Source organism: Aeromonas sp. s3, from assembly GCF_040907805.1.
Taxonomy (GTDB): Bacteria; Pseudomonadota; Gammaproteobacteria; order Enterobacterales; family Aeromonadaceae; genus Aeromonas; species Aeromonas dhakensis.
In genome coordinates, this window is the sequence record NZ_JBFOCQ010000033.1 from 316,238 (window position 1) to 338,289 (window position 22,052).

At 64.6% G+C, this 22,052-nt stretch carries 20 protein-coding genes, 5 tRNA genes and 1 pseudogene; 15 read left to right on the forward strand and 11 right to left on the reverse strand.

Annotated features, from left to right (window positions below; genetic code table 11):
* Positions 1–7: 7 nt before the first annotated feature.
* The 3 genes and pseudogenes from hxpB to AB5Y98_RS19685 all read left to right on the forward strand — a co-directional run bounded on the left by hxpB (position 8) and on the right by AB5Y98_RS19685 (position 1,134).
* Entirely contained in the window at positions 8–667 is a 660-nt protein-coding gene (gene hxpB, locus AB5Y98_RS19675) for a hexitol phosphatase HxpB (protein WP_024941705.1), read from the forward strand.
* A gap of 8 nt (positions 668–675) precedes the next feature.
* Positions 676–798, forward strand: a pseudogene (locus AB5Y98_RS19680) (hexitol phosphatase HxpB); the annotation flags it as partial.
* Positions 799–930: 132 nt separating this feature from the next.
* Positions 931–1,134 (forward strand): CPXCG motif-containing cysteine-rich protein, encoded by a 204-nt coding sequence (locus tag AB5Y98_RS19685; protein WP_005301298.1) that lies wholly within the window; start codon positions 931–933, stop codon positions 1,132–1,134.
* 85 nt (positions 1,135–1,219) lie between these two features.
* Here AB5Y98_RS19685 and AB5Y98_RS19690 read toward each other — a convergent pair whose 3' ends face one another.
* The gene (locus AB5Y98_RS19690) at positions 1,220–1,831 is read right to left on the reverse strand and encodes a riboflavin synthase subunit alpha (protein WP_139724478.1); all 612 of its coding nucleotides are present in this window, start codon (positions 1,829–1,831) and stop codon (positions 1,220–1,222) included.
* A 130-nt stretch (positions 1,832–1,961) separates the two neighbouring features.
* Here AB5Y98_RS19690 and AB5Y98_RS19695 point away from each other — a divergent pair, with 130 nt between their 5' ends.
* From AB5Y98_RS19695 to AB5Y98_RS19725, 7 genes are all read left to right on the forward strand, one after another.
* A complete protein-coding gene (locus AB5Y98_RS19695) occupies positions 1,962–2,168 on the forward strand; it encodes a YaeP family protein (RefSeq protein WP_005301307.1) in 207 nt (68 codons plus the stop codon).
* Positions 2,169–2,314: 146 nt separating this feature from the next.
* Complete coding sequence (locus AB5Y98_RS19700; RefSeq protein WP_017764378.1) at positions 2,315–3,694, forward strand: MATE family efflux transporter; 1,380 nt, start codon at positions 2,315–2,317, stop codon at positions 3,692–3,694.
* Between the two features lie 161 nt (positions 3,695–3,855).
* Positions 3,856–3,932, forward strand: a tRNA-Val gene (locus AB5Y98_RS19705).
* A gap of 12 nt (positions 3,933–3,944) precedes the next feature.
* Positions 3,945–4,021: transfer RNA gene (locus AB5Y98_RS19710), tRNA-Val, on the forward strand.
* A 16-nt stretch (positions 4,022–4,037) separates the two neighbouring features.
* Positions 4,038–4,114: transfer RNA gene (locus tag AB5Y98_RS19715), tRNA-Val, on the forward strand.
* Positions 4,115–4,151: 37 nt separating this feature from the next.
* Positions 4,152–4,228: transfer RNA gene (locus AB5Y98_RS19720), tRNA-Val, on the forward strand.
* Between the two features lie 37 nt (positions 4,229–4,265).
* Positions 4,266–4,342, forward strand: a tRNA-Val gene (locus AB5Y98_RS19725).
* 136 nt (positions 4,343–4,478) lie between these two features.
* On the opposite strand, the gene AB5Y98_RS19730 is transcribed toward AB5Y98_RS19725, so the two are convergent.
* The gene (locus AB5Y98_RS19730) at positions 4,479–6,917 is read right to left on the reverse strand and encodes a DNA polymerase II (RefSeq protein WP_368232824.1); all 2,439 of its coding nucleotides are present in this window, start codon (positions 6,915–6,917) and stop codon (positions 4,479–4,481) included.
* Between the two features lie 195 nt (positions 6,918–7,112).
* On the opposite strand from AB5Y98_RS19730, the gene AB5Y98_RS19735 reads away from it, so the two are divergent.
* From AB5Y98_RS19735 to AB5Y98_RS19745, 3 genes are all read left to right on the forward strand, one after another.
* Positions 7,113–7,607 (forward strand): prolyl-tRNA synthetase associated domain-containing protein, encoded by a 495-nt coding sequence (locus tag AB5Y98_RS19735; protein ID WP_368232659.1) that lies wholly within the window; start codon positions 7,113–7,115, stop codon positions 7,605–7,607.
* A gap of 203 nt (positions 7,608–7,810) precedes the next feature.
* Complete coding sequence (locus tag AB5Y98_RS19740) at positions 7,811–9,049, forward strand: GGDEF domain-containing protein (protein ID WP_368232661.1); 1,239 nt, start codon at positions 7,811–7,813, stop codon at positions 9,047–9,049.
* Positions 9,046–9,588, forward strand: a complete 543-nt coding sequence (locus tag AB5Y98_RS19745) for a GNAT family N-acetyltransferase (protein WP_368232662.1) — start codon at positions 9,046–9,048, stop codon at positions 9,586–9,588. The genes AB5Y98_RS19740 and AB5Y98_RS19745 overlap by 4 nt, the downstream gene beginning before the upstream one ends.
* Before the next feature lie 51 nt (positions 9,589–9,639).
* Here the strand turns inward: AB5Y98_RS19745 and AB5Y98_RS19750 are convergent, their stop codons facing one another.
* The 4 genes from AB5Y98_RS19750 to AB5Y98_RS19765 form a co-directional block, all read right to left on the reverse strand.
* The gene (locus AB5Y98_RS19750) at positions 9,640–10,500 is read right to left on the reverse strand and encodes a PA4780 family RIO1-like protein kinase (protein WP_211050272.1); all 861 of its coding nucleotides are present in this window, start codon (positions 10,498–10,500) and stop codon (positions 9,640–9,642) included.
* A 110-nt stretch (positions 10,501–10,610) separates the two neighbouring features.
* Positions 10,611–11,606, reverse strand: coding sequence for a lipid A biosynthesis acyltransferase (locus tag AB5Y98_RS19755; RefSeq protein WP_017764372.1), 996 nt, complete (start codon positions 11,604–11,606; stop codon positions 10,611–10,613).
* A gap of 170 nt (positions 11,607–11,776) precedes the next feature.
* Complete coding sequence (lpxM, locus tag AB5Y98_RS19760) at positions 11,777–12,766, reverse strand: lauroyl-Kdo(2)-lipid IV(A) myristoyltransferase (RefSeq protein WP_368232664.1); 990 nt, start codon at positions 12,764–12,766, stop codon at positions 11,777–11,779.
* Between the two features lie 253 nt (positions 12,767–13,019).
* Complete coding sequence (locus AB5Y98_RS19765) at positions 13,020–14,000, reverse strand: TDT family transporter (protein WP_201989117.1); 981 nt, start codon at positions 13,998–14,000, stop codon at positions 13,020–13,022.
* A gap of 99 nt (positions 14,001–14,099) precedes the next feature.
* Between AB5Y98_RS19765 and AB5Y98_RS19770 the strand changes: the two genes are divergently transcribed.
* On the forward strand, positions 14,100–15,008 hold the full coding sequence (locus AB5Y98_RS19770; RefSeq protein WP_368232667.1) for a LysR substrate-binding domain-containing protein: 909 nt from the start codon (positions 14,100–14,102) through the stop codon (positions 15,006–15,008).
* Between the two features lie 122 nt (positions 15,009–15,130).
* Here the strand turns inward: AB5Y98_RS19770 and AB5Y98_RS19775 are convergent, their stop codons facing one another.
* The 3 genes from AB5Y98_RS19775 to AB5Y98_RS19785 form a co-directional block, all read right to left on the reverse strand.
* Positions 15,131–16,120 (reverse strand): Gfo/Idh/MocA family protein, encoded by a 990-nt coding sequence (locus tag AB5Y98_RS19775; protein WP_368232669.1) that lies wholly within the window; start codon positions 16,118–16,120, stop codon positions 15,131–15,133.
* A gap of 33 nt (positions 16,121–16,153) precedes the next feature.
* Entirely contained in the window at positions 16,154–16,999 is an 846-nt protein-coding gene (gene nfo / locus AB5Y98_RS19780; RefSeq protein ID WP_368232672.1) for a deoxyribonuclease IV, read from the reverse strand.
* Positions 17,000–17,159: 160 nt separating this feature from the next.
* Positions 17,160–18,113 carry a LysR family transcriptional regulator gene (locus AB5Y98_RS19785; protein WP_368232673.1) on the reverse strand — a complete coding sequence of 318 codons (954 nt, stop codon included), beginning with the start codon at positions 18,111–18,113 and terminating at the stop codon, positions 17,160–17,162.
* Between the two features lie 125 nt (positions 18,114–18,238).
* Here AB5Y98_RS19785 and AB5Y98_RS19790 point away from each other — a divergent pair, with 125 nt between their 5' ends.
* Positions 18,239–18,994 (forward strand): SDR family NAD(P)-dependent oxidoreductase, encoded by a 756-nt coding sequence (locus AB5Y98_RS19790; RefSeq protein WP_010633855.1) that lies wholly within the window; start codon positions 18,239–18,241, stop codon positions 18,992–18,994.
* Here AB5Y98_RS19790 and AB5Y98_RS19795 read toward each other — a convergent pair.
* Positions 18,991–20,301 (reverse strand): HD-GYP domain-containing protein, encoded by a 1,311-nt coding sequence (locus tag AB5Y98_RS19795; RefSeq protein WP_279484308.1) that lies wholly within the window; start codon positions 20,299–20,301, stop codon positions 18,991–18,993. The genes AB5Y98_RS19790 and AB5Y98_RS19795 overlap by 4 nt on opposite strands.
* Positions 20,302–20,545: 244 nt before the next feature.
* Positions 20,546–21,979: a glycoside hydrolase family 1 protein gene (locus AB5Y98_RS19800; protein WP_368232675.1), complete on the reverse strand. Its 1,434-nt coding sequence runs from the start codon at positions 21,977–21,979 to the stop codon at positions 20,546–20,548.
* Between the last annotated feature and the right edge of the window lie 73 nt (positions 21,980–22,052).

Genomic DNA, 22,052 nt, shown 5'->3' on the forward strand with positions numbered 1-22,052 from the left:
GTACAAGATGTTAACTGCCGTGATCTTCGATATGGATGGTGTTCTGATCGACTCGGAACCCTTTTGGCAACGAGCCCAGATGGCTGTCTTCTCCGAACTGGGCCATCCCCACACGGTGGAAGATTGCGAATCGACCATAGGCGTGCGCATCGATCAGCTGGTCGCCCACTGGTATCGGTTGCGCCCCTGGAGCGGCCCCAGCCAGGAAGAGGTGGTGCAGCGCATCCTGGATCGGGTCAACGCCCTGATCCTCTCCGAAGGTCAGGCCAAGGCTGGCGTGCTGGAGGCACTCGACCTCATCGAGGCGCAAGGCCTTAAAATCGGTCTGGCCACCTCCTCCCCCTTTGCCATGGTGGAGGCCGTGCTCGGCAAGCTCGGCATTCGCGATCGCTTCCTGGCGGTTCACTCCGCCGAGGTGGAGCGCTTCGGCAAGCCACACCCGGATGTCTATATCCACGCCGCCGAGAAGCTGGGAGTGGAGCCGGTGCATTGTCTCGCCATCGAAGACAGCTTCACCGGTCTGCTGGCGGCCAAGGCGGCCTCCATGACCGCGCTGATTGTGCCGGACCCGGCGCTGGTGGGTGACCCGCGTCTGGCCATCGCCAACCATCAGTTGCGCTCGCTGGCCGAGCTGGATGCCCAGATGCTGGCCAACTGGGTCAAGTAAACGACCAGCAGGCGCTGATCGTTCCCATGTACCCAGCGCTGGTGGGTGACCCGCGTCTGGCCATTGCCAACCATCAGCTGCGCTCGCTGGCCGAGCTTAATAGCGAGATGCTGGCCAGCTGGGTCAAATAAACCACGCTCTGGCGGACTGACCTCCTGCCTCCCTTGATCCCGGTCATAATCGTGCGCTTGCTCGCGGTCAGGCAGGTGCGATCCAGCTAGAATCTGGGGAGAGAGGCGGCCCACGGGCCCGAGGAGGTCATCATGATCGAGTACACCAGCAAGCGCATCGTCTGCCCCCACTGTGGCCATCATACCCGGGTCGAGCTGGATGCCAGCCAGGGGGATCAGGAGTTTTATGAGGATTGCATGGCCTGCTGCAACCCCATCCACCTGCGACTGCACCGGGATGAGGCGCGCGACTGCCTGCAACTCTTCGTGGATGCTGACGACGAACAGATGTTCTGAGTCGCCCTGACAGGGGATAGCGCAAAACAAAGCGGGGCCCACTGGGCCCCGCTTTCCTTTTTGCCTAAGCGGCCGCGCCTGCGCCTTATTGGCGGGCCGCCAGCACCCGCTCCACCGTGTCGACGATGGCCTGAGTCTGGGGGTCAATCTCGATGTTGGTCTGCCAGCCGGCCTTGACCCAGCCGAGGTTGGTGCGGGCCAGGGTCTCGGGGATCAGGTTGACGCAAAATTCGCAGCCGCGCACCTCGCCCACGGTAAGGCTGATGCCATCGATGCCGATGTAGCCCTTGGTCAGCACGTATTTCATCAGCGTTGGGGCCAGGCGATACCACACCTGCCGGTTGTTGGGGGTGTCGATGACCGAGATCACCTGCGCGGTGCCCATGATGTGGCCGGACATGGCGTGGCCGCCAATCTCGTCGCCAAAGCGGGCGGCCCGCTCCACGTTGACCTTGTCCCCCAACTGCAGCTGGCCGAGGTTGGTGAGGCGCAGGGTCTCCTGCATCAGATCGAAGCTGACCAGCTCTCCTTCGACCCGGGTGACGGTCAGGCAGCAGCCGTTGTGGGCCACGGAGGCGCCCAGCGCCAGCCCCTCGCCCCAGGTCGGGCTCGGCATGCGGATCACATGGGTACGAAAGTTGGGCAGCTCCTCGATGGCCACCAGTTCGGCGGTCCCCTGCACTATGCCGGTGAACATGTCTCGTCTCCTGCTACGAAAAAAGGCAGGGTAACCTCGCCACACGACCCAGACAAGCGCAACCGCTGACAAGCAGGTGGCCGATCGCTATAGTGACGGCATTCAACCAAGTGCTGACAAGGAAACAAAAATGCAGGTATATCAATGCTGTGAGGCCATTCGCATCGCCTACAACCAGATTGGCTCCGGCGAGCAGGGCTATGTGCCGCAGGCCATCGCCGCCACCATCAGGGCGCTCAACGCCGTGGCATCGGACGAGCGGGTGCCGGCGGATCTGCGCGAGCAGGCCGCCTACGCCGCCGCCAACCTGCTGATCAGCGATCACGAAGACGCCTGATCCCGGGCTTGCACCAATCGTTTCGTCCCGGATGAATTTCAGGCTAGAATGACCCCCCCGCACTTTGCACTCCCGCTTCCGGAGTGCAAAGGCTCTTCCCGATACCCGCTCTTTTTACGCTTTATCTGATCCACTCGGAGGTGTCAGTGCAACGTTATTGGTCCGAGGCGAGGCAACTCGTTCGTCTAGCCAGCCCCATTCTGGTCGCCCAGGTGGCCCAGATCGCCATGAACTTTGTCGATACCGTGATGGCGGGACAGGTCAGCGCCGTCGATCTGGCCGCCGTGTCGGTGGCCTCCAGCTTCTGGTTGCCGGTGATCCTGCTGGTGCAGGGCATCATCATGGCGCTCACCCCCATCGTCTCCCAGCTCAATGGCGCCCGCAAACGGGACGAGGTGCGCCCGGCGGTGCATCAGGGCTTCTGGCTGGCGCTGATGGTCACCCCCATCGCCATGGTGGCGCTCTATTTCAGCCCGCTGGCGCTGCAGTTCATGGAGGTGGATCCCGTGATGGCCGCCAAGACCACCGGCTACCTGCACGCCATCCTGTGGGGGCTGCCCGCCTTCGTGCTGTTCCAGGTGCTGCGCAACTTCAGCGAGGGGCTCTCTCACACCATGCCGACCATGGTGATCGGCTTCGTGGGGCTGGCGGTCAACATCCCGGCCAACACCATCTTCATCCACGGCCTGTTCGGCATGCCGAAACTGGGCGGGGTCGGCTGCGGCGTGGCCACCGCCATCGTGCTGTGGGCCATGCTGCTGGCGATGATCGTCTATGTGAAGCTCTCCCGCCACTTCAAGGAGATCAACCTGTTCGCCCAGCTCGCGCGCCCCAACGGCAGCCGGATCTGGCGCCTGTTCCGGTTGGGTTTCCCCATCGCCATGGCCATCTTCTGCGAGGTGACCCTGTTTACCGTGGTGGCCCTGATGCTGGCCCCCTTTGGCGCGGAGACGGTGGCGAGCCACCAGATAGCGCTCAACTTCTCCAGCCTGGTGTTCATGCTGCCGCTCTCCATCGGGGTGGGCGTCACCATCCGGGTCGGTCACAGCATCGGCGAAGGGCTGCCTGATCACGCCCGGGTCGCGGCCCGCACCGGCCTGATGCTGGGCATGACGGTGGCCGCCGCCACCGCCGCCCTCACCGTGCTGCTGCGCGAGCAGATCGCCACCATCTACACCGAGGACCTGCAGGTGATCACCCTCGCAGCCACCCTGCTCTTCTTCGCCGCCATCTACCAGATCTCCGACTCGGTACAGGTGGTGGCGGCGGCGGCCCTGCGCGGTTACAAGGATACCAAGGCGATCTTCTACGTCACCATCGTCGCCTACTGGGGACTGGGGCTGCCCACCGGCATGATCCTGGGCCTGACCGACTGGGTGGTGCCGCAGATGGGGCCCCAGGGGTTCTGGGTCGGCTTCATCGTCGGCCTCACCTCCGCCGCCCTGATGCTGGGTACCCGGCTGCGCTATATCTATGGCCGCTTTGCCAGCCCGGAGGCCTGCAGCGCCCTCTCCAAGGCGCAATAAGGGGAAACTCGCCTGCAAAATCAACAGGCTGCGCAAGAACTGGGCAAACAGTCTCCTTTGTGCGTGCGGCCTGTTGACAGCCTTGGGGGGCATGGGTAGTATGCCGACCACGCCAGCAGTGCTGGCGGGATAAAACGGGTTTTCAATCCGGTTTATGAAGTGGGTTTATAGCTCAGTTGGTTAGAGCACTACCTTGACATGGTAGGGGCCGTTGGTTCGAATCCAATTAAACCCACCACTTTTCCGCGATGCGTCCTTAGCTCAGCTGGTTAGAGCACCACCTTGACATGGTGGGGGTCGGTGGTTCGAATCCACTAGGACGCACCATCCGGAACACTGTTATGCGTCCTTAGCTCAGCTGGTTAGAGCATCACCTTGACATGGTGGGGGTCGGTGGTTCGAATCCACTAGGACGCACCATAACAGTTTGAATAAATTGCAGATATGAATTTGATGTGGGTTTATAGCTCAGTTGGTTAGAGCACTACCTTGACATGGTAGGGGTCGTTGGTTCGAATCCAATTAAACCCACCACTCCCCTGCAATCACACAAAGTCGCCTTGCGCACCCTGCGTCCTTAGCTCAGCTGGTTAGAGCATCACCTTGACATGGTGGGGGTCGGTGGTTCGAATCCACTAGGACGCACCAGATTTGAAAAGCCCGCTCCTCGAGCGGGCTTTTTGCATTTCTCTTCTCTGACGATCCATGCTTTCCCCTCTCATCTGCCTCCTCTTGACCCGCTGCGGCCATTGTCGGGCCATGGCCGCAGCGTTCCCTTGCCCAGTCAGAAGAGATCGAGCTGCTGGCCGCAGATCCGCTCGAACGACTCGCCGATAAAGGGGAGGATGGCATCGGCGATGGGTTTGAGCTGCTTGTCGATGTAGTGCTCGTAGTCGATGGCGCTGCGCCGGTATTCCAGCGGCTCGGGGCCATTCAGAGTCACCAGGTAGGCGATGGAGCCCCTGTGCTGGTAGCGCTGGGGCAGACCGCGGCGCAGGTTCTCCTCGTCCGCCAGGCGCGCCGCCCGCACGTGGGGCGGCACGTTCTTCTGGTACTCCTCGAGCTTCTGGCGCAGCCGCTTGCGATAGACCAGCAGCTCGTCGTGAAGGCCGGCGCGGGTCTCGTCCACCATGGTGCGCACATAGCCGCTGGGATCCTGGTCGTGAAACACCATCTCGTAGAGGCGGGTCTGGAACGCCTTGGCAAGGGGCGTCCAGTCGGTGCGCACCGATTCTAGCCCCTTGAACACCAGCTGCTCCTCTTCACCTGCCTGATGGCCTGCCACCAAACCCGCATAACGCTTCTTGCTCCCCTTCTGCAGCCCGCGAATGGTGGGCATCAGGAAGCGGCGATAGTGGGTCTCGTACTGGATCTCCAGATAGCTCGGCAAATCGAACTCCCGCTTGATCAGCGCAGTCCAGTTGTCGTTGATCATGCGGGCCAATCGCCGGCCAATCTCGTCCGCCTGGGCGGGGCTGGTCTCGCGCCCCAGGTGGACGAAGGTGGAGTCGGTATCACCATAGATCACCTCGAAACCCTCCCCTTCGATCCACTCCCGGGTCTGCTGCATGATGCCGTGACCGCGCAAGGTGATGGAGGAGGCAAGCCGCGGGTCGTAGAAGCGGCAGCCCCCCGAGCCCAGCACCCCGTAGAAGGAGTTCATGATGATCTTGATGGCCTGGGAGAGCGCCTTGTTGCGAGCCGCCTTGGCTCTATCCCGCGCCGCCCACAGGGTGGCGATGAGATCCGGCAGGAAGTGGCGCTCGCGGGAGAACAGGGCGCCGCGAAAACCCGGGATGGCATGGTCGGGATGCTGCAGCCCCTCGATGAGCCCCATGGGGTCGATGCAGAAGGTGCGGATGATGCTGGGATAGAGGCTCTTGAAATCGAGCACCAGCACGTGGCGATAGAGCCCAGGTTTGGAGTCCATCACATAGCCGCCGGGGCTCGCGAGCCCCCCATCGGCCGGCAGGTTGGGGGCCACATAGCCGCCGCGGTGCAGTCGCGGCAGATAAAGATTGGTAAATGCCGCCACCGAGCCCCCTACCCGGTCGAGCTCGAGGCCGGTGAGGGAGGCGCGCTCGATGGCAAAGGGGATGAGGTGGCAGTAGTCGAAGATCTCCCACACCAGCTTGCAATCCTCCAGGTTGTAGCGGGCCAGCGCCTCCTTGTCGGAGTGGAACAGCTCGGTGATCTTCTCCCCCCGGTTGGCCACGTCCTCGATGTCCTTGCCCCGGCCGAGCAGCTCGCTCGCCACCGCATCCAGGCTGTAGCTGGGGAACTGCCAGGTGGCGCTTTTGAGGGTGTCGATGCCATCCAGCACCATGCGCCCCGGGATGATGACGCTGCCGCTCTGGGGGTCGTTGCGCGATGAGCGCCAGAAGCAGAGCTCGTGGCCGCGGCCGAGTCGCAGCCGCCGCTTGTTGAGCTCAGCGCGGCGCAGCAGCAGGCGAAAGTCGAAGTTCACCACGTTCCAGCCGATCACCAGATCCGGGTCGTGCCGCACAAACCAGCGCTCCAGCGCACTCAGCAGGGCGCTCTCGTCCGCTACCCACTCGACCTGGGTGGCCCAGCTGTCGGCATCGGCCTCAGGCACGCCGATCATGATGACCCGCGCATCCTCTTCGCTATAGAGCCCCACCGAGAAGAGGGCCCCGTCCATGGCGCACTCCACGTCCAGCGACACCCAGGAGAGGGTCGGCGTCACCGCCTGGGGCGCGCAGCGCGCCTCGTTCACCTCCCAGTAGCCCTGCTTGCCCCCCTTCTTGCGCGCGCGCCCCTCGAAGCGCACGCCGGCGGTGATGAAGCGCTCCATCAGGAAGCGCTCCGGCAGCCGGATATCCGCCTCGAAGTGCTCCAGCCCACGGATGAGCAGCAGCTCGATGGCGCGGTGAAAGGCGCTCAGGGTGGCAAAATAGCAACCCACCACGGCGCGACCGTCGAAGGTGTGCATGGGCAGGCGGCGAAACCGCCCGCTCACCCCGGCCCCCTTGAACAGCTCCGCCGCCTCCGCCATATGGCTCTGCGGCAGGAAGAAGACCGGCTCCTGCCCCGGCACCACCACCCGCACCGGCCCCTGTTCGCTCCAGAGCCACATCACGATCTCGGTGCGCTCCGGCTGCTCGCCACGGCCGCGCACATCCCGCCCGTGACGGGTCAGGATAAAGCCGTCGCGCGGCGGGGTAACGGGAGAGATGGGAGGGTGGTCGGTCATGCCAGTCATCGGGATCAACATAGGTGTGGGACTATTGTACGTTCATACAGTGCTTTACTGCAATTGGCACGCCAGGCTGCCATTGCCACGCAGGCTGCCAGGGGCGGCGCAAACTGGTATGCTCGGCCAGACGGACACGCGCAGCCGGTGGCAGTGGTGTTCGCCCATCGACTCACCCCGCTTGTCAGCCAACATCAGGAGGTCATGGTGGCGCTTTATTCTCTGCTGGATCAGCTGGCCATCCCCTATCAGCGCATCGATCACGCCCCTGTCTTCACCTGCGAGGAGGCCAGCCGGCTGTTGCCCAACCTGCCCGCCGCCAAGACCAAGAACCTCTTCCTGCGCGACCCCAAGAGCGAACGGCTGTTTCTGGTGGTGACCCCTGAGCAGAGCCGGATCGATCTCAAGGCGCTGGCCGCCCGCCTCGGGGTCAAGCGGCTGAGCTTCGGCTCGCCCGAGCGGCTGGAGGCGGTGCTCGGCCTCACCCCGGGCTCGGTCACCCTGCTCGCCATGGTGCGAGACAGGGAAAACGCGGTGGAGCTGGTGGTGGATGAGACGATCTGGCAGGCCGAGCGGGTGCAGTGCCACCCACTGGTCAATACCGCCACCTTGCTTATTCGCCTCGACGACGTGCGCCGTCTGCTGGCCCACCTCGGCCGGGAAGCCACCGTCATGCGGCTGCCGGTGGTGGTCGACTGAGGTCGACGTGTGCGGGGGATGGCCCTTCGTCACTCCCCGTCCCTGATTAATCGTGTCAGCCGCCGGCAACTGGGGGGGTTGGCACTATCCTGCCCAGACCATCCAAGCCATTGCTCAGCGGCACAATTCATGCTGTGATCCGCCCCAGTCACCCGGCCCTGAGACCACAGCGCCGTTACCGGCAGGAAGAGCCCACACCCTTGATGCAGAGTCTGTTTTCCTCGGCCCAGTTGCTGAGCCTGGTGCTGTTTGTCAGCCTGTCCCACGTCGGGGTCGCGGCCATTTTCGCCTACCTGTGGCATACCCAGCGACCGCTGCGCGCCCTGCTCTACTGGTCGGCCAGCGAGCTGGCCATCGCCGCCGCCTTTGGCTGCCTGCTGCTGCGCCCCCTCACGGGGGAGACGTCCCTTACCAATATCCTGCTCACCAACCTGCTGATCATCGCCACCCCGCTGCTCTATGAGCGGGGCTTGCGCCACTTTTTCCGGCGCGAGGCCGACCGCTTCGGCTGGCTCTGCCCGCTCCTCGCCCTGGCCGGCTTCCTGCTGTTTGCCCTGGTTGCCTCGCAGCAACCGCTGGCCGATGTGCACAGCCGGATCATCACCCTCTCCGGCGTGCTCTCGCTGCAGATTGGCCTGCTGCTGTGGCAGCTCTGGCGCTACCAGCGCCTGGCCCCCGCCTACCGGGTGCTGCGCTTCGCCATCCTGCTGCTCGCCTTGCAACTGGCTCTGCAGCTGCTCAGGATGGCCAAGCATCAATGGTGGCCGGAGTCGGCTGCCTCCAGCCTCACCGACCCCCTGCTCGGCCCGGTGATCCTGCTCAGCCTGCTCTTTACCATTGCCCGCAGCTTCATCCTGCTGAGCCTGGTGCACACCCGCCAGCAGCAGGCCATGCTCGCCACCCAGCGCGAGCTGGAGCGGCGTGCCAACCAGGATGCCCTGACCGGGCTGGACAGCCGCCACCATTTCGAGCAGCAGCTGGCGGCGCGGGCCTGCCGCAGCGCCCGCCCCTGGCAACTGCTGCTGATCGACCTGGACAACTTCAAGCAGATCAACGACCGCCACGGCCACCCCGCCGGCGATGCCATGCTGCGGGCGGTGGGCCGGGTGATCCGGGAGAGCCTGCCGCCGGCGGCACTGGCCGGGCGCCTCGGTGGCGACGAGCTGGCGCTGCTGGTGATGGAGACGCCGCAGACGCTGCCTGGCTACTGCCACGCCCTGCAACAGGGGGTCACCGAAGCCACCCGCCCGCTGGCGGGCGGCCCCATCGGCCTTAGCATGGGGCTGACCTCGCTGCAGACGGGAGAGAGCTTCGAGCAGGCCTATCTGCGGGCGGATCAGGCGCTCTATGCCGCCAAGCAGAACGGGCGTATGCGCGCCTGCATCCGCGAGGCCCACCACAGCGAGCCACGCCTGCTGCAAGCGGCAGAGCTGCACCCGTGACAGCCGTCATCGAGTGCCGTGCCGCGCAGCCTGCCGATGCCCCCGCCTACCGCCGCTACGTGGCCGAGTGTGGCGCCGCCGGGTTGCCGCTCTATCAGGTGGCGCTATTCGACCCGGATCAGTGGCTGCAGGAGCTGCTCGCCCATGCTGCTGGCGAGCGCCTGCCGCCGGACTACCCGCCCACCACCACCTACTTTGCCCTCGAGGGGGAAGAGATCCTCGCCACCTTGCGCCTGCGCCACGGCGACACCCCGGCGACCCGCCAGTGGCTCGGCCATATCGGTTACGAAACCCGCCCCTCCCGCCGCGGTGAAGGGGTGGCCCGCACCCTGCTCGGCTGGCTGCAACGCCATGTCCTGAGCGGCCCCGTGCTCATCAGCTGTGACGCGCACAATCACGCCTCCCTCAAGGTGATCGCCAGCGTCGGCGGGCAATTGCTGGATCGCCGCTACCATGCTGGCGATCGCTGCTGGGTGAACTTTTACCGGATCCAGCCCCACCCCGCCCGCCAGCAAGGCGCCGCTGACTCGCAGCCATAAAAAGAGCGCCCGCAGGCGCTCAGTCGTCTCTTGGTTGCAGGGGCCTGGGCGTCAGTAGCCCTCCTCCTGCTCCGCCTTCAACCGCGCCTGGCGGGCCAGGGCCTCCTCCTCGGCGCTCTCGATCTCGTGCAGTACGGCGTCAAGATCCACCCGCTCGTTGCTCTCTTCGAACAACCCGGTCAGTTCGCTGTCGGGGGTGAGCTTGCCATCTTCATAGAGGGCCCACATCTCCTTGGCGTAACGGGTCTTGAGCAGCTCGGGGGCATACATGCCGTAGTAGTTGCGCATGTTGTCGACGTCCCGCTCCAGCATGGACTTCGCCTGGTTGTTGGCGGCGGCATCCACCACCTGGGGCAGGTCGATGATGACAGGCCCCTCTTCATCCACCAGCACGTTGAACTCCGACAGGTCGCCGTGAATGAGGCCAGCGCAGAGCATACGCACCACGTAGCGGATCACCCTGGCGTGGTCGGCCAGCGCCTGTTCGCGGCTGAGGGCCACGTCGTTGAGGCGGGGCGCCACGTTGCCATCGGCATCGGTCACCAGCTCCATCAAGAGCACGCCGTCGAGGCAGACATAGGGCCGTGGCACCCGCACGCCGGCGGCGGCCAGCTTGAACAGGGCATCCACCTCGGTGTTCTGCCACACCTCTTCGTGCTGCTTGCGGCCGTACTTGGAGCCCTTCTCCATGGCGCGGGCATCGCGGCTGCTGCGCACCCGGCGCCCTTCCTGATAGACCACCGCCTGCTTGAAGCTGCGCTTGGCGGCCTCCTTGTACACCTTGGCGCAGCGGATCTCGTCGCCGCAGCGCACCACGTAAACATCGGCCTCTTTGCCGCTCATCAGCCGGCTGATCACCTCGTCAACCAGGCCGTCGTCAACCAGAGGTTGGATTCGATTTGGAGTTTTCATGCCCGCCCTTTCACCCTGTGTGCGCCCCCGAAGATAGCCTCTTCCGGTGCGCTTGCCTATTCCAGATTGTGCCGTGCCACCGGCGCCCGGGCGCCGGTCCTTCAGTTGCGTCAGTTTTCGGGGGGCAGGTCGCCGCGGATCCGCTTAATGCCCTCTTCGTAGAAGCCCTCGTGCCCCTGGGGATGCTCCATGGTCTCGAAGATCTTGAGAAACCACATGTACTGCTCCGGGTGCTGGCGCAACTGCTGCTCCACCATGTCATTCATGGCGCGAACGTCGGCCTCCAGATCGGTGCCTGGGTAGGGATCGAAGGGGGCCTCGATCTCCAGCCGGTAGCAGCCCTCCTCCTCGTCATAGCAGGCGAGGATGGGCACCGCCTTGGCGCCGGTCAGTTTGACCAGCTTGGGCAGGGCCGGCAGGGTCGCCTTGGGATGGCCGAAGAAGGGCACGAAGATGCTGGCCTCACGGCCGTGATCCTGATCTGGCAGGTAGAAGAAGCTGGCGCCGCCGCGGATCGCCTTGATGGCCGGTTTGATGCCGGCACTGCGCTCATACACCTTGCCCCCCTTGGCCCGCTCCCGGTTGATGTACCAGTCGAAGACCTGATCCTTGGCGCTCTTCATCATGGTGCACATGGACATGCCCCGGATGGCGAAGTAGCGGCCTATCATGTCCACCGCCCAGGTGTGGGGCACCACCAGGATCACCGGCCGGCCGGCGGCCTGCTCTGCCGCTATGTGCTCCCAGCCGCGCACCTTGATGCGGCCGGCCAGGTGATCGGCGCTGCGCAGGGTCAGCTCGGCAAAGCCCATGAAGGTCTTGAGCCCCACCCGGATCGATTTGAGCAACAAGGCCTGGCGGCCCGCCTCGTCAAGCTCGGGAAAGCAGATCTTGAGGTTGGTGTCGGCGATATAGGCCTGCTTCCTGGACAGACGCAGCAGGGGGGGAGCCAGCCGGTCGGCCAACCGGTCACGCAGGCCATGGGGCAGCAGCCCCAGCAGGCAGAGCAGGCCGAGCGCCAGCCAGCTGCCCCACCAGCGCGGATGGAGCAGACGGGGATGAAATGAGGTGTCGAAAACCGGATCGTGTGAGGACATGGCCGCCATCAAGTCATAGAAAATAAACGGTTATTTTAATTATCCTGACAAAATTTTCCACTTTGGGCTGGCGCGGGCCCGGTTGGGGCAGGCGCCGGCTCGACGCCTCGCCCTGCCAACCGGCAGAGTGCCAATAAAAATGGCCCCGCAGGGCCATAGTACCAACAAGGAATTGCTCATCAGGAGAGCGGCTGCAACCCGCGACGGATCCGCTGGATCCCCGCCTCGTAGCGGCCATCCAGCCCGACCTGATCCTCGCGGGTATCGAAGATCTTGAGAAACCACATGTACTGGCCCGGATCCCGGCTGAGCTGCTGCTGCACCATGTCGTTCATCCGGCAGGTGTCGGCCATCACATCGTCGGTGGGATAGTTGTCAAAGGGGGCGTCTATCTCCAGCCGGTAGCAGTGGTGCGCCTCGTCATAGCAGGCCAGCAGCGGCACCGCCTTGGCGCCGCTCACCTGCACCAGTCGCGGCAGGGCCGGCAGGGTTGCCTTGGGCTGACCGAAGAAGGGGGCGAAGATGCTCTTCTCGCGGCCATGATCCTGATCCGGCAGATAGAAGAAGCTGTTCCCCTCCTTGATGGTGCGGATCACCGCCTTGATGCCGGCGCTGCGCTCATAGACGCGGCAGCCGTTGCGGGCCCGGGCACGGTTCAGATGCCAGTCGAACACCGGGTTGCGCGCCCGCTTCATCATGGTGCACATGGGCACCCCGCGTTGGGTGAAGTAGTAACCGGCCGCGTCCACCGGCCAGCTGTGGGGCACCACCAGGATCACCGGTCTGCCGGCCGCCTGCTCCGCCTCGATATGTTCCCAGCCAGTGACCCGCATCCGCTTCATCAGATAGGCGGGACTGCGCACCGAGAACTCGCCAAAGCCGAGCAGGCTCTTGAGGCCGACCCGGATAGAGGTCATCAGGATGGCGTCGCGCTCAGCCTCGCTCTTTTGCGGGAAACAGAGGGCCAGGTTGGTTCTGGCGATGTAGACCTGCTTTTTCGAGATGCGCAACACCAGCGGCGCCAGGGCGGCGGCCAGCCGATCGCGCAGCCTCACCGGCACGAAGGCCAGCAGCATCAGGACGCCAAGCGCCAGCCAGCTGAACCAGTAACGCGGATGCAGGAATCGGGTCTCGAAACGAGAGTCAAACACGGGATCATGGGAAGACATGGATGGGGTCAAGCATGGGAAAGGGAGCTGCATTGTATTCATCCTGACAGGTAATACCAGTTAAATTCATCATGGCTTTGGCGAAGGTGCCACCCCGGTCGGGGCACGCGAAGCGGGCCGGTTTGCGCAGGCAAGACCATAAAAAAAGCGCCCCACCCGAGGTGGAGCGCCTTGTCGTCATCTGTTCGGTGGCGTCCGTCTTGCGCGGACCTGCTCACCGGACCCCTTATCCCGGCCCTCTTGCGGCCATTTCCTAGCGACGAACCATGCCGGATGCCAGCTCGTCGCTGCCCAGCGGCAGGAAGAACATCAGGTAGCGCAGGGCCACGTAACCGACGATCAGGGTGGCGGCGCCCAGTTCGAAATGGGCCAGCAGCCGGATCTGCTCGACGTACTCGGCCGCCTGGGGCCACTGTTCGACCAGATGGCTCACCTTGAACAGGGCGGTGGCACCGATCACCAGCGGGAAGGTGAAGGCGGCATAGCCCGGCGAGAACGGCAGACGCAGCAGCTTGATGAAGGCCAGGTAGATGATGCCGGTCATCAGCACGGCGATCCCCAGCAGCACGGCTACCAGCAGCAAAGACGGTTGCTCGCTCACGGTCAGGTAGCCGGCCAGTGACAGGCTGGCGGGCGCCGCCAGGATGGCGATGGTCGGTTTGGCGGCATCCGGCACTTCATGGCTGAAGATGAGGCGATAGAGCATCAGCGGCAGCATCAGACCGTAGCAGAGCATGCCGAACCAGAGCAGGCCGTTGGCCAGCGCGGCAAACTGGCCGCCCGGGAAGGCGACGTCTGCGACTATGATCCCCACCGGCGGCACGAACCAGCTCGGCACCATGTGGTGGATTTCAAACTGTTTGGCCCGATGCCAGACGAAGGTGGCCAGGAACCCCAGGTGCAGCAGCACTGCAAACAGCCAGAGCCCCTCCCCCAGACCGGCGTTGAGCATGCCGACCGCCTTGGAGACCACCATGGTGCCCATGGCATAGGTGGGCACCACGCTGCCGACCACGGGGTGGGCCAGATCCTGCCACAGCAGGCGCGGGTGCAGCAGAAACTTGAAGGTCAGGATCACCAGCAGCACGGCGGCAATGGCGGCGCCCAGCAACTGCAGGCGGCCATCGAAGTGACCGGCATTTTCCCAGCACCAACCGAGACTGGCGATCCCGAGCGCCAGTCCTGCCATGGGGGTCGGAGCAGCGGCCAGGGATTGACGGGTTCTTGCGATCATGTCTGAAACCTCATGTGAGAGACGATGGGCATAGGATAATGAGCGGCCATCGTTTACGATATCTAAATGAATTAAATCAATCGTTCAGGATTTCCAAACATGAAGCTGACCCTGCAACAACTCAAGGTCTTTGCCACCATCGCCCGTTACGGCAATCTGGGGCTGGCCGCCAATGAACTGTGCCTGAGCAAGGGCGCCGTCTCCCAGTCGTTGCAGGAGCTGGAGCGTCAGCTCGCCACCCCGCTGTTCGATCGCATTCACCCCAGGCTGCAGCTCAACAACGAGGGACGCCTGCTGCAACCGGCGGCCGAAGAGCTGCTGACCCGGATGCAGGACATCGAAACCCTGTTCAGCCCGGATGCCGAACCGAGCGGCCAGCTGCGTCTGGGCGCCAGCCAGACCATAGGCAACTACCTGCTGCCGGCCCTGCTCGCCACCAGCAAGCAGGAGCTGGGACAACCGCCCAGGGTCACCATCACCAACACCCACCAGCTCTGCCACCTGCTGGCCAACTTCGAGCTGGATCTGGCGCTGATCGAGGGGGAGAACCACCACCCGGATCTGGTCAGCGAGCCCTGGCTCCACGACGAGATGCTGATCGTGGCCCAGCCCGATCACCCCCTCGCCGGCCGCCATCGCCTCTCCCTCGCCCAGCTGAGCGACGAAACCTGGGTGCTGCGCGAGCCCCAGTCCGGCAGCCGCGAGCAGTTCGAGCAGCAGATCCAGCCCGAACTGCCCCGCTGGCAGGCGGGGCTCGAGCTCAACACCCTGGAGGCGGTGATGCTGGCGGTCGAGAAGGGGCTCGGCATCTCCTTCATCTCCCACCTGGCGGTGTCGGATCGGTTGCAGGCCGGCCGTCTGGTGGCCCTGCCCCTGACCCGTCACTTCCCCCGCCAGCTCTCCCTCATCTGGCATCGGCAGAAGTATCACTCCGCCACCCTGCGCCGCTTTCTGCAATTTTGCCGCGCCCAGGAAGATGTGTTGCCCAGCCAGATCAGCAGCACCTGAGCCAATGGGATGATCGGGCAGCCTATTCCCGGCATAGCCCTTGCCGCCAGGTATCGGCAGCAATAGCAGCAATAGAAGAGGGAGAGCCCTGGCTCTCCCTCTTGGTCATTCTGCCTTGTGACTCAGCATTCAGCGGGTTGCAATCCCCGCTCGACCCAGCCCAGCACCTGTCTGGTCAGTGCCTGCGGCACCCAGGGGGAGTCGGTCAATCCTTCTCTGACACAGGCGGCAAAGTGATCCGCCTCGTGCTGCATGCCGCCGCCACCGACCGGCAGCGCGATGTCGTGGGGCCAGGCCGGCAGAGGGTCACCACCAAGCCAGACTATCTGCTGGGGATTCCACCACTTGCCCACCAGCTCCAGCGCCCAGCCGGGCCCGGACAGCCAGGCCGACTTGTCGAGATCCTCGACGATGGAGGCCACCAGCTCGGCCTTGAGCGGGCCGGCAAAATCAAAGCGGGCGGCTTCATCCACCTCGCCCTCACGGCGAGACAGCGTGACCTCGGGCTCACCCGCCGCCAACCCCAACTGGTGACAGAGGGCGGCATAGAGCCAGAGCGGGTAGACCCCCACATCCCAGGCGGCGCCGCCATCCAGCGCCGGATCGAACAGCTTGCCGTCCCGCGTCTGCACCGAGCCGAAGGCCGCCTTTAGCCTGTCGGGGGCTGGCAGGGCCGACAGGCGCCCCAGCAATGCGCGCATGGCGGGGAAGCACATCACCTTCATCGCCTCCATCAGCAGCAGGCCCCGCTCGACGGCGAACCGCACCAGCCGGTCCCAATCTGCGACGCAAGTCACCGCCGGTTTTTCCACCAGCACGTGCTTGCCCGCCAGCAGCATGCGTTCGATCAGGGCGGCGTGCTCCGGGTGGATCACCGCCACGTAGACCGCCTCCACCAGGGGATCTGCCGCCAGCGCCTGATAGCTGCCATGGGCGTGGGGCAAGCCCTGCTCGTCGGCAAAGGCCTGCGCCCGCCCCTGATCACGGGCGGCGATCGCCACCACCCGGCTGCCACTGGCGTGTCCGTTCACATCCTGACAAAAACGGCGGGCGATGGCCCCCGCGCCGGCAATGCCCCAGCGCAGCGGCTGTTCGCTTGATCTCTGTTGCATCCCTGTCTCCTTATGCGCTCTGCCGGTCAATCATCATGCCTGCGCCAGGCTGCGCAACCAGCGGATCTCGTCGCCCCAGATGGACTCGTCAATGGTCTCCAGGATCAGCGGAATGCCGTCGAAGCGATGATCATTCATGATGTGATGGAACACCGCCTCCCCCAGGTTCCCCTCACGCAGGCTGTGGTGGCGATCGACCCGGCTGCCGAAGGTGCACTTGGCGCCGTTGATATGCATCCCTTTCAGGTACTGGAAGCCTACCGTCCGGTCGAACTCGGTAAAGACGGCGGCACAACTCTCCGCAGTGCGCAGATCGTAGCCGGCGGCAAAGGCGTGGCAGGTGTCAAAGCAGATGCCGACCCGGCTCTTGTCTTCCACCCCGTCGATGATGGTGGCCAGGTGCTCGAACGACCAGCCGAGGTTGGTGCCCTGACCGGCGGTGTTCTCGATCACCGCCGTCACCCCTTCACTGCGCTCCAGCGCCCAGTTGATGGATTCGCTCACCAGCTTGAGGCTGGCCGCCTCCGGGATCTGCTTCAGGTGGCTGCCCGGATGAAAATTGAGGTAGCAAAGACCCAGCTGCTCGCAGCGCTTCATCTCGTCCAGAAAGGCATCGCGGGACTTGGCGAGGCCATCGGGGTCGGGATGACCCAGATTGATGAGGTAGCTGTCGTGGGGCAGGATCTGTTCGGGGCGAAAGCCCCCCTTCTCGCAGGCCAGCTTGAAGGCGCGGATGCTGGTCTCGGAGAGCGGCGCCGCCTGCCACTGGCGCTGGTTCTTGGTAAACAGGGCGAAGGCGTTGGCCCCGATGGCCTGGGCGCGGGCGATGGTGTTCTCCACCCCGCCGGCCGCACTGACGTGGGCTCCGATAAATTTCATCACATCTCCTCTGCACTGTTGCTGGGGCCGGCCACACCGCAAAGGGGCGGCCAACCCGTGTGGGGCGCCATTATGCCAAGCCGCCCGGCCGGCGCCAAACCGGGATTGTCGATGGCAGCCATAGAGAGACCCGCCGCAGGTGGGGATTGGCGTCAAGCCATCAATCGGCTGCGTCCATCCCTGCCCGCTTCGCCAGGCCATCGCGCGGGCCGTCAGGACCCAGCGCTGACGCCAGGATGCCGCTCAGCCACTGGATGAAGGCCTGCACCCGGGGGGCCAGCTGACGGCGATGGGCATAGAGGGCGTGAATGGGCAGCGGGGGCGCCTGCCACTTTGGCAGGATGGCCACCAGCTCGCCGCTGGCCAGCAGTGGCTCCACCCCGACTCGCGGCTGCTGGATGATGCCAAGCCCGGCCAGCGCCGCCGCCAGATAGGATTCGCTGTCGTTCACCGTGAGCGCCCCGCTCATCGCCAGCACGGCGCGCGAGCCATCCGCCTGCAGATACTCAAAACCGCTCTCTCTGGGCCCGCTGCTGCTGCCGTAGTGCACCAGCCGATGGCCGCTCAGCTCGCTCAGGCTGCGGGGCGTCCCGTAGCGGGCCAGATAGGCGGCGCTGGCGCAATTGATCTGGCGGTAGTGGCCGAGGGGGCGCGCCACCAGGCTGGAGGGCTCAAGCGCCCCGACCCGGATCACGCAGTCAAACCCCTCCCGCACTAGGTCGACCCGCCGGTCCGTGCTGCTCAGCATCAACTGCAAGGCGGGATGCGCCGCCAGAAAAGTGGGTAGCGCCGGCATCACCAGATGGCGGGCCATCCGGCCCGGCATGTCCACCCGCAGCTGGCCGCTCAGCTGCCCCTGCTGGCGAAACAGCCCGTTGAACTCCTCCATGTCCGCCAGCAGATCCTGACAACGGGCATAACAGAGCCGGCCATCCGTGGTCAGCTGCACCCGCCGGGTGGTGCGCTGCAGCAAGCGGGTGCCCATCTGCTCCTCCAGCCGGCGGATGGCCGCCGAGAGCGTCGCCTTGGGGACTCCTAACTGTTCGGCACTGCGGGTAAAGCTCTCCAGCTCCGCCACCCGTACAAACATCCTCATCGCATCCAGTTGATCCATGGCGCCATTGTCTCGCTAATCGGAACAGTGCATTCATTATCGCCTTATTTATCCAATCAACAACGGGCAATAGAGTGATCACACCGGCTCATCCCGAGCCCATGACCACAGACAGGAGTCCTCTCATGACCCATCCCATCGCACTCATCACCGGCGCCAGCCGCGGCCTTGGCAAACAGGCGGCGTTGGCCCTCGCCGCCCGCGGCGTCGACCTCATCATCACCTATCGCAGTCAGGCCGAAGAGGCGGCGGCCGTGGTGGCCGAGGCGACCGCCCTCGGCGTCAGAGCCCATGCCCTGCCCCTCGATGTGGCCGACAGCAGCAGCTTTGCCGCCTTCGCCAGCCAGGTGCGCGAGCAGCTGGGCGCGTGGCAGCGGGATCGGTTCGATTTTCTGGTCAACAACGCCGGCATCGGCATTCACGCCAGCATCGAGCAGACCAGCGAGCAGCAGTTCGACACCCTGTTCAACATTCACCTCAAGGGGGTCTTCTTTCTGACCCAGCAGCTGCTGCCGCTTCTGCGCGATGGCGGGCGCATCCTCAACCTGTCAAGCGGCTTGACCCGCTTCGCGCTGCCCGGTTATGCCGCCTATGCGGCCATGAAGGGAGGGGTCGAGGTGCTGACCCGCTATCTGGCCAAGGAGCTGGGGCCGCGCGGCATCGCCGTCAACGTGGTGGCGCCGGGAGCCATCGAGACCGATTTTGGCGGGGGTGTGGTACGGGACAATCAGGCGGTCAACGACTTCATCGCCAGTCAGACCGCGCTGGGTCGGGTGGGCCAGCCGGAGGACATCGGCGGCGTCATCGCCGCCCTGCTCTCCCCCGACAGCCGCTGGATCAATGCCCAGCGCATCGAGGCCTCCGGCGGCATGTTCCTCTAAGGCGTCCGCTCACCGACGCCGAGGACTCTCTGGGCCGCCTGCGTCTGACCGCTGGCGGCCTGGTGAGCCTCGGGCAGGTGCGCCGCCAGGGTAGCCACGGCGTCGACATCGACCCGCCCCTGGCTCGCCAGCTGTTGCAAGAAGCCGAGCGCCGCGTCGGCGCTCAGCCCCGCCCGATAGGGTCTGTGCTGCACCATGGCCTGGAAGATGTCGGCCACCCGCAAGATCCTCGCCTCCAGCGGCATCGCCTCGGCGGTCAGGTGGAAAGGATAGCCGCAGCCATTGGGCTCCTCGTGATGATAGGAGGCCCACAGGGCAATCTCCTCGAAGCCGTCGATGTGGCGCAAAATCTGATAGGTTTCAAAGCTGTGGGTGTTGATGATGGCCCGCTCCCGCTCATCGAGTTTTCCCGCCTTGTCGAGGATCTCGTCGGGTACCCGCAGCTTGCCGAGATCGTGCAGCAGCCCGGCGATCTCCAGCTGCTCGCAGCGTCCCTCCTCAATCCCCATCCATTGGGCCAGCCGCCGGGCCAGCCTGGCCACCCCGAGGGAGTGGGCCACGGTGAAGGGGCTCTTGGCATCGACGATGGCCGAAAAGATGCGCGCCAGCTGCTTGAGCTCGCCGTTGCTGGTGAGGCAGGGCTCCCGCTCGCTCAGCATGCCGCGCATGTAGTCGGTGATGGCGCGCCCCTCCAGCTGCAGCCAGAATGCCTCCGGCAGAGAGGCCCGCAAAAAGGCCGCCACCAGCTCGGGGTCGAAGAACTCGCCGGCGCACGCCTCGATCCGCTGCCGGATCTCCTGGGTGTGCATCAGCAGGGAGCCGTCCCCATAATGCGGGGCCGCCAGGGCATCGACCCGGTCGACCAGAAAGATGAGGTTGGCCTGGCGCCGCACCGTGGCTGTCACCCCCTGCTGCCGAACAAGTTGATGCCAGTGGGTGTGGTGATAGCGGATGGGCTCCGCCAGCGGGGCCAGCGGCGGGAAATCCTTGAGCAGATCGTAACCGACCTCGCAATGACGCTGGGAAGACTCCCAGTCGAATTCGCTGACCAGATGGCTGTGGATAAAGGTGGAGGAGACGCCGATGTCGTGCAGCACCCCCAGCTCGAACAGGCAGGCCTGCTCGCTCTCACCGGCCCCCAGAGCCTTGCCACACTCGGCGGCCATGATGCCGACCCGCTTGCCGTGTGCCACATCGCCGATGCCGACCAGATCCAGCGACGCCGACAGGGCATATACCAGCTGGCGCAGATCAACCTGCTGGGCAACCGGCCCGCCGCAGCGGGGATGAGAGCTGTTGTGGTGCATGATGCGCTTCCACCTCTGCCAAGGTGATAGATCCCTCTTCGGGGCCGCGTAAACATATTGAATCTAAACCAGATTGCCCCTCCCGCCGGTTTGCAGCCGCCATCCGCACACGCTAATTGACAAAAAGATGAGTTGGATCAATCCGGCAAGTGCCATGCCCGGATGCGGCGCGGGTCGGCCCGGCAGACGGACAAAAAAAACGGGCCCCGCCAGTTGGCGGGGCCCGTCGAGGGGATGGATTTGGTTACAGTGTCTTGCCGCCCGAGCTTATCACCGTCTGGTACCAGTAGAAGCTGTCCTTCTTGAGCCGGCGCAGGGAGCCCCCCTGCTCGTCCCGCTCAACATAGACGAAGCCGTAGCGCTTCTGGTAGCCGTTGAGCCAGCTCAGGATGTCGGTGAACGACCAGGCGCAATAGCCCAGGAGCTCCACCCCGTCCTGCAGCGCCTCCTGGCACGCCTTGACGTGGCTGCGCAGATAGTCGATGCGGTAGTCGTCGTGCACCCGATCTCCCTCTACCAGCTTGTCGAACTCGCCGAGGCCGTTCTCGGTGATCATCAGCGGCAGGCCGTAGCGAGAGGAGAGCCGGCGCAGGGCGATGCGCATCCCGGTCGGATCGATGGCCCAGTCCCAGTTGCTGGTCTCCAGGTGCGGGTTGGGCGCCGTCTTGTAGAGGCCGGGAATGCCGCTTGGCGGCGTAGTGCCCTTCTTGCCCGTGGTGTTGATGCGCTGCATCGTCTGGCCGCCGAGCGGGTTGTCGGTATAGGTCAGGGTGTAGTAGTAGTTGACGCCTATGTAGTCGGGGGTTCCTTCCCGCAACAGCTCGAGATCGCCCGGCAGGATCTGGGGCGCCTCGCCGTTCTCCCGCAAGTAGGCGAGCGCCGCCTGGGGGTAGCGGCCGAAGCAGTAGGCATCCAGCCACCAGAGGTTGGTGAACTCCTCGGCATTCTCGTAAGCCAGCATGTCTTTGGGATCGCTCGAGGCCGGATAGGCGGGGGAGTACGCAAAGCTTGGGCCGATCAGTCCCCCCGGCACGTGCTGGCGAAACGCCTTGATGACCCGGGCGTTGGCCAGAAACGCGATGTGGTTGGCGGCAAAGAAGCGCTTGCGGTCTTGCACTGCAGGCGGATGGGTGCCGAGCTGATAGGCGTTGGTCAGGTTGTAGTTCTGCTCGTTGAGCGACACCCAGTACTTCACCTTGCCGGCAAAGCGCTGATAGAGGGTCACGCAGTAGTGCTCGAAATCGGCGATGATCCGTCTGTCTTCCCAGCCGCCGTATTCGTCCTGCAGCGCCTGGGGCAGGTCCCAGTGATAGAGGGTGAGCACCGGCTCAATCTGGTGGGCCAGCAGGGTGTCGATGAGTTTCTCATAGAAGGCGAGCCCCGCCTCGTTCACCTCGCCGCGACCGGTCGGGTAGATGCGCGGCCAGCTCACCGAGAAGCGGTAGGCCTTGAGCCCCATCTCGGCCATCAGCGCCACGTCCTCCTCCATGCGGTGGTAGTGATCCACCGCCACGTCGCCGTTGCTCCCCTCAAAGGTCTTGCCCGGCAGCTTGGTGAACAGATCCCACACCGAGGGCCCCTTGCCATCGGCGTCCCAGCCCCCTTCCACCTGATAGGCGGCGGAGGCGGCGCCCCACAGAAAATCTTTCGGGAAGTCATTGAACTTGTGGTGATGCATCTGGGGTTGCTCCTTCTGCGGCGGTGGGCTGGCCACCTTGATCGCACCGACTGGCGGTGCCCAATGGAATTGG

Excerpts from the sequence above, each read along its gene's own strand:
- hxpB (WP_024941705.1), top strand. The coding sequence starts at position 8 with ATGTTAACTGCCGTGATCTTCGATATGGATGGTGTTCTGATCGACTCG.
- AB5Y98_RS19685 (WP_005301298.1), top strand. The coding sequence starts at position 931 with ATGATCGAGTACACCAGCAAGCGCATCGTCTGCCCCCACTGTGGCCAT.
- AB5Y98_RS19690 (WP_139724478.1), bottom strand. The coding sequence starts at position 1,831 with ATGTTCACCGGCATAGTGCAGGGGACCGCCGAACTGGTGGCCATCGAG.
- AB5Y98_RS19695 (WP_005301307.1), top strand. The coding sequence starts at position 1,962 with ATGCAGGTATATCAATGCTGTGAGGCCATTCGCATCGCCTACAACCAG.
- AB5Y98_RS19730 (WP_368232824.1), bottom strand. The coding sequence starts at position 6,917 with ATGACTGGCATGACCGACCACCCTCCCATCTCTCCCGTTACCCCGCCG.
- AB5Y98_RS19735 (WP_368232659.1), top strand. The coding sequence starts at position 7,113 with ATGGTGGCGCTTTATTCTCTGCTGGATCAGCTGGCCATCCCCTATCAG.
- AB5Y98_RS19740 (WP_368232661.1), top strand. The coding sequence starts at position 7,811 with ATGCAGAGTCTGTTTTCCTCGGCCCAGTTGCTGAGCCTGGTGCTGTTT.
- AB5Y98_RS19750 (WP_211050272.1), bottom strand. The coding sequence starts at position 10,500 with ATGAAAACTCCAAATCGAATCCAACCTCTGGTTGACGACGGCCTGGTT.
- AB5Y98_RS19755 (WP_017764372.1), bottom strand. The coding sequence starts at position 11,606 with ATGGCGGCCATGTCCTCACACGATCCGGTTTTCGACACCTCATTTCAT.
- lpxM (WP_368232664.1), bottom strand. The coding sequence starts at position 12,766 with ATGTCTTCCCATGATCCCGTGTTTGACTCTCGTTTCGAGACCCGATTC.
- AB5Y98_RS19765 (WP_201989117.1), bottom strand. The coding sequence starts at position 14,000 with ATGATCGCAAGAACCCGTCAATCCCTGGCCGCTGCTCCGACCCCCATG.
- AB5Y98_RS19770 (WP_368232667.1), top strand. The coding sequence starts at position 14,100 with ATGAAGCTGACCCTGCAACAACTCAAGGTCTTTGCCACCATCGCCCGT.
- AB5Y98_RS19775 (WP_368232669.1), bottom strand. The coding sequence starts at position 16,120 with ATGCAACAGAGATCAAGCGAACAGCCGCTGCGCTGGGGCATTGCCGGC.
- nfo (WP_368232672.1), bottom strand. The coding sequence starts at position 16,999 with ATGAAATTTATCGGAGCCCACGTCAGTGCGGCCGGCGGGGTGGAGAAC.
- AB5Y98_RS19785 (WP_368232673.1), bottom strand. The coding sequence starts at position 18,113 with ATGGATCAACTGGATGCGATGAGGATGTTTGTACGGGTGGCGGAGCTG.
- AB5Y98_RS19790 (WP_010633855.1), top strand. The coding sequence starts at position 18,239 with ATGACCCATCCCATCGCACTCATCACCGGCGCCAGCCGCGGCCTTGGC.
- AB5Y98_RS19795 (WP_279484308.1), bottom strand. The coding sequence starts at position 20,301 with ATGCACCACAACAGCTCTCATCCCCGCTGCGGCGGGCCGGTTGCCCAG.
- AB5Y98_RS19800 (WP_368232675.1), bottom strand. The coding sequence starts at position 21,979 with ATGCATCACCACAAGTTCAATGACTTCCCGAAAGATTTTCTGTGGGGC.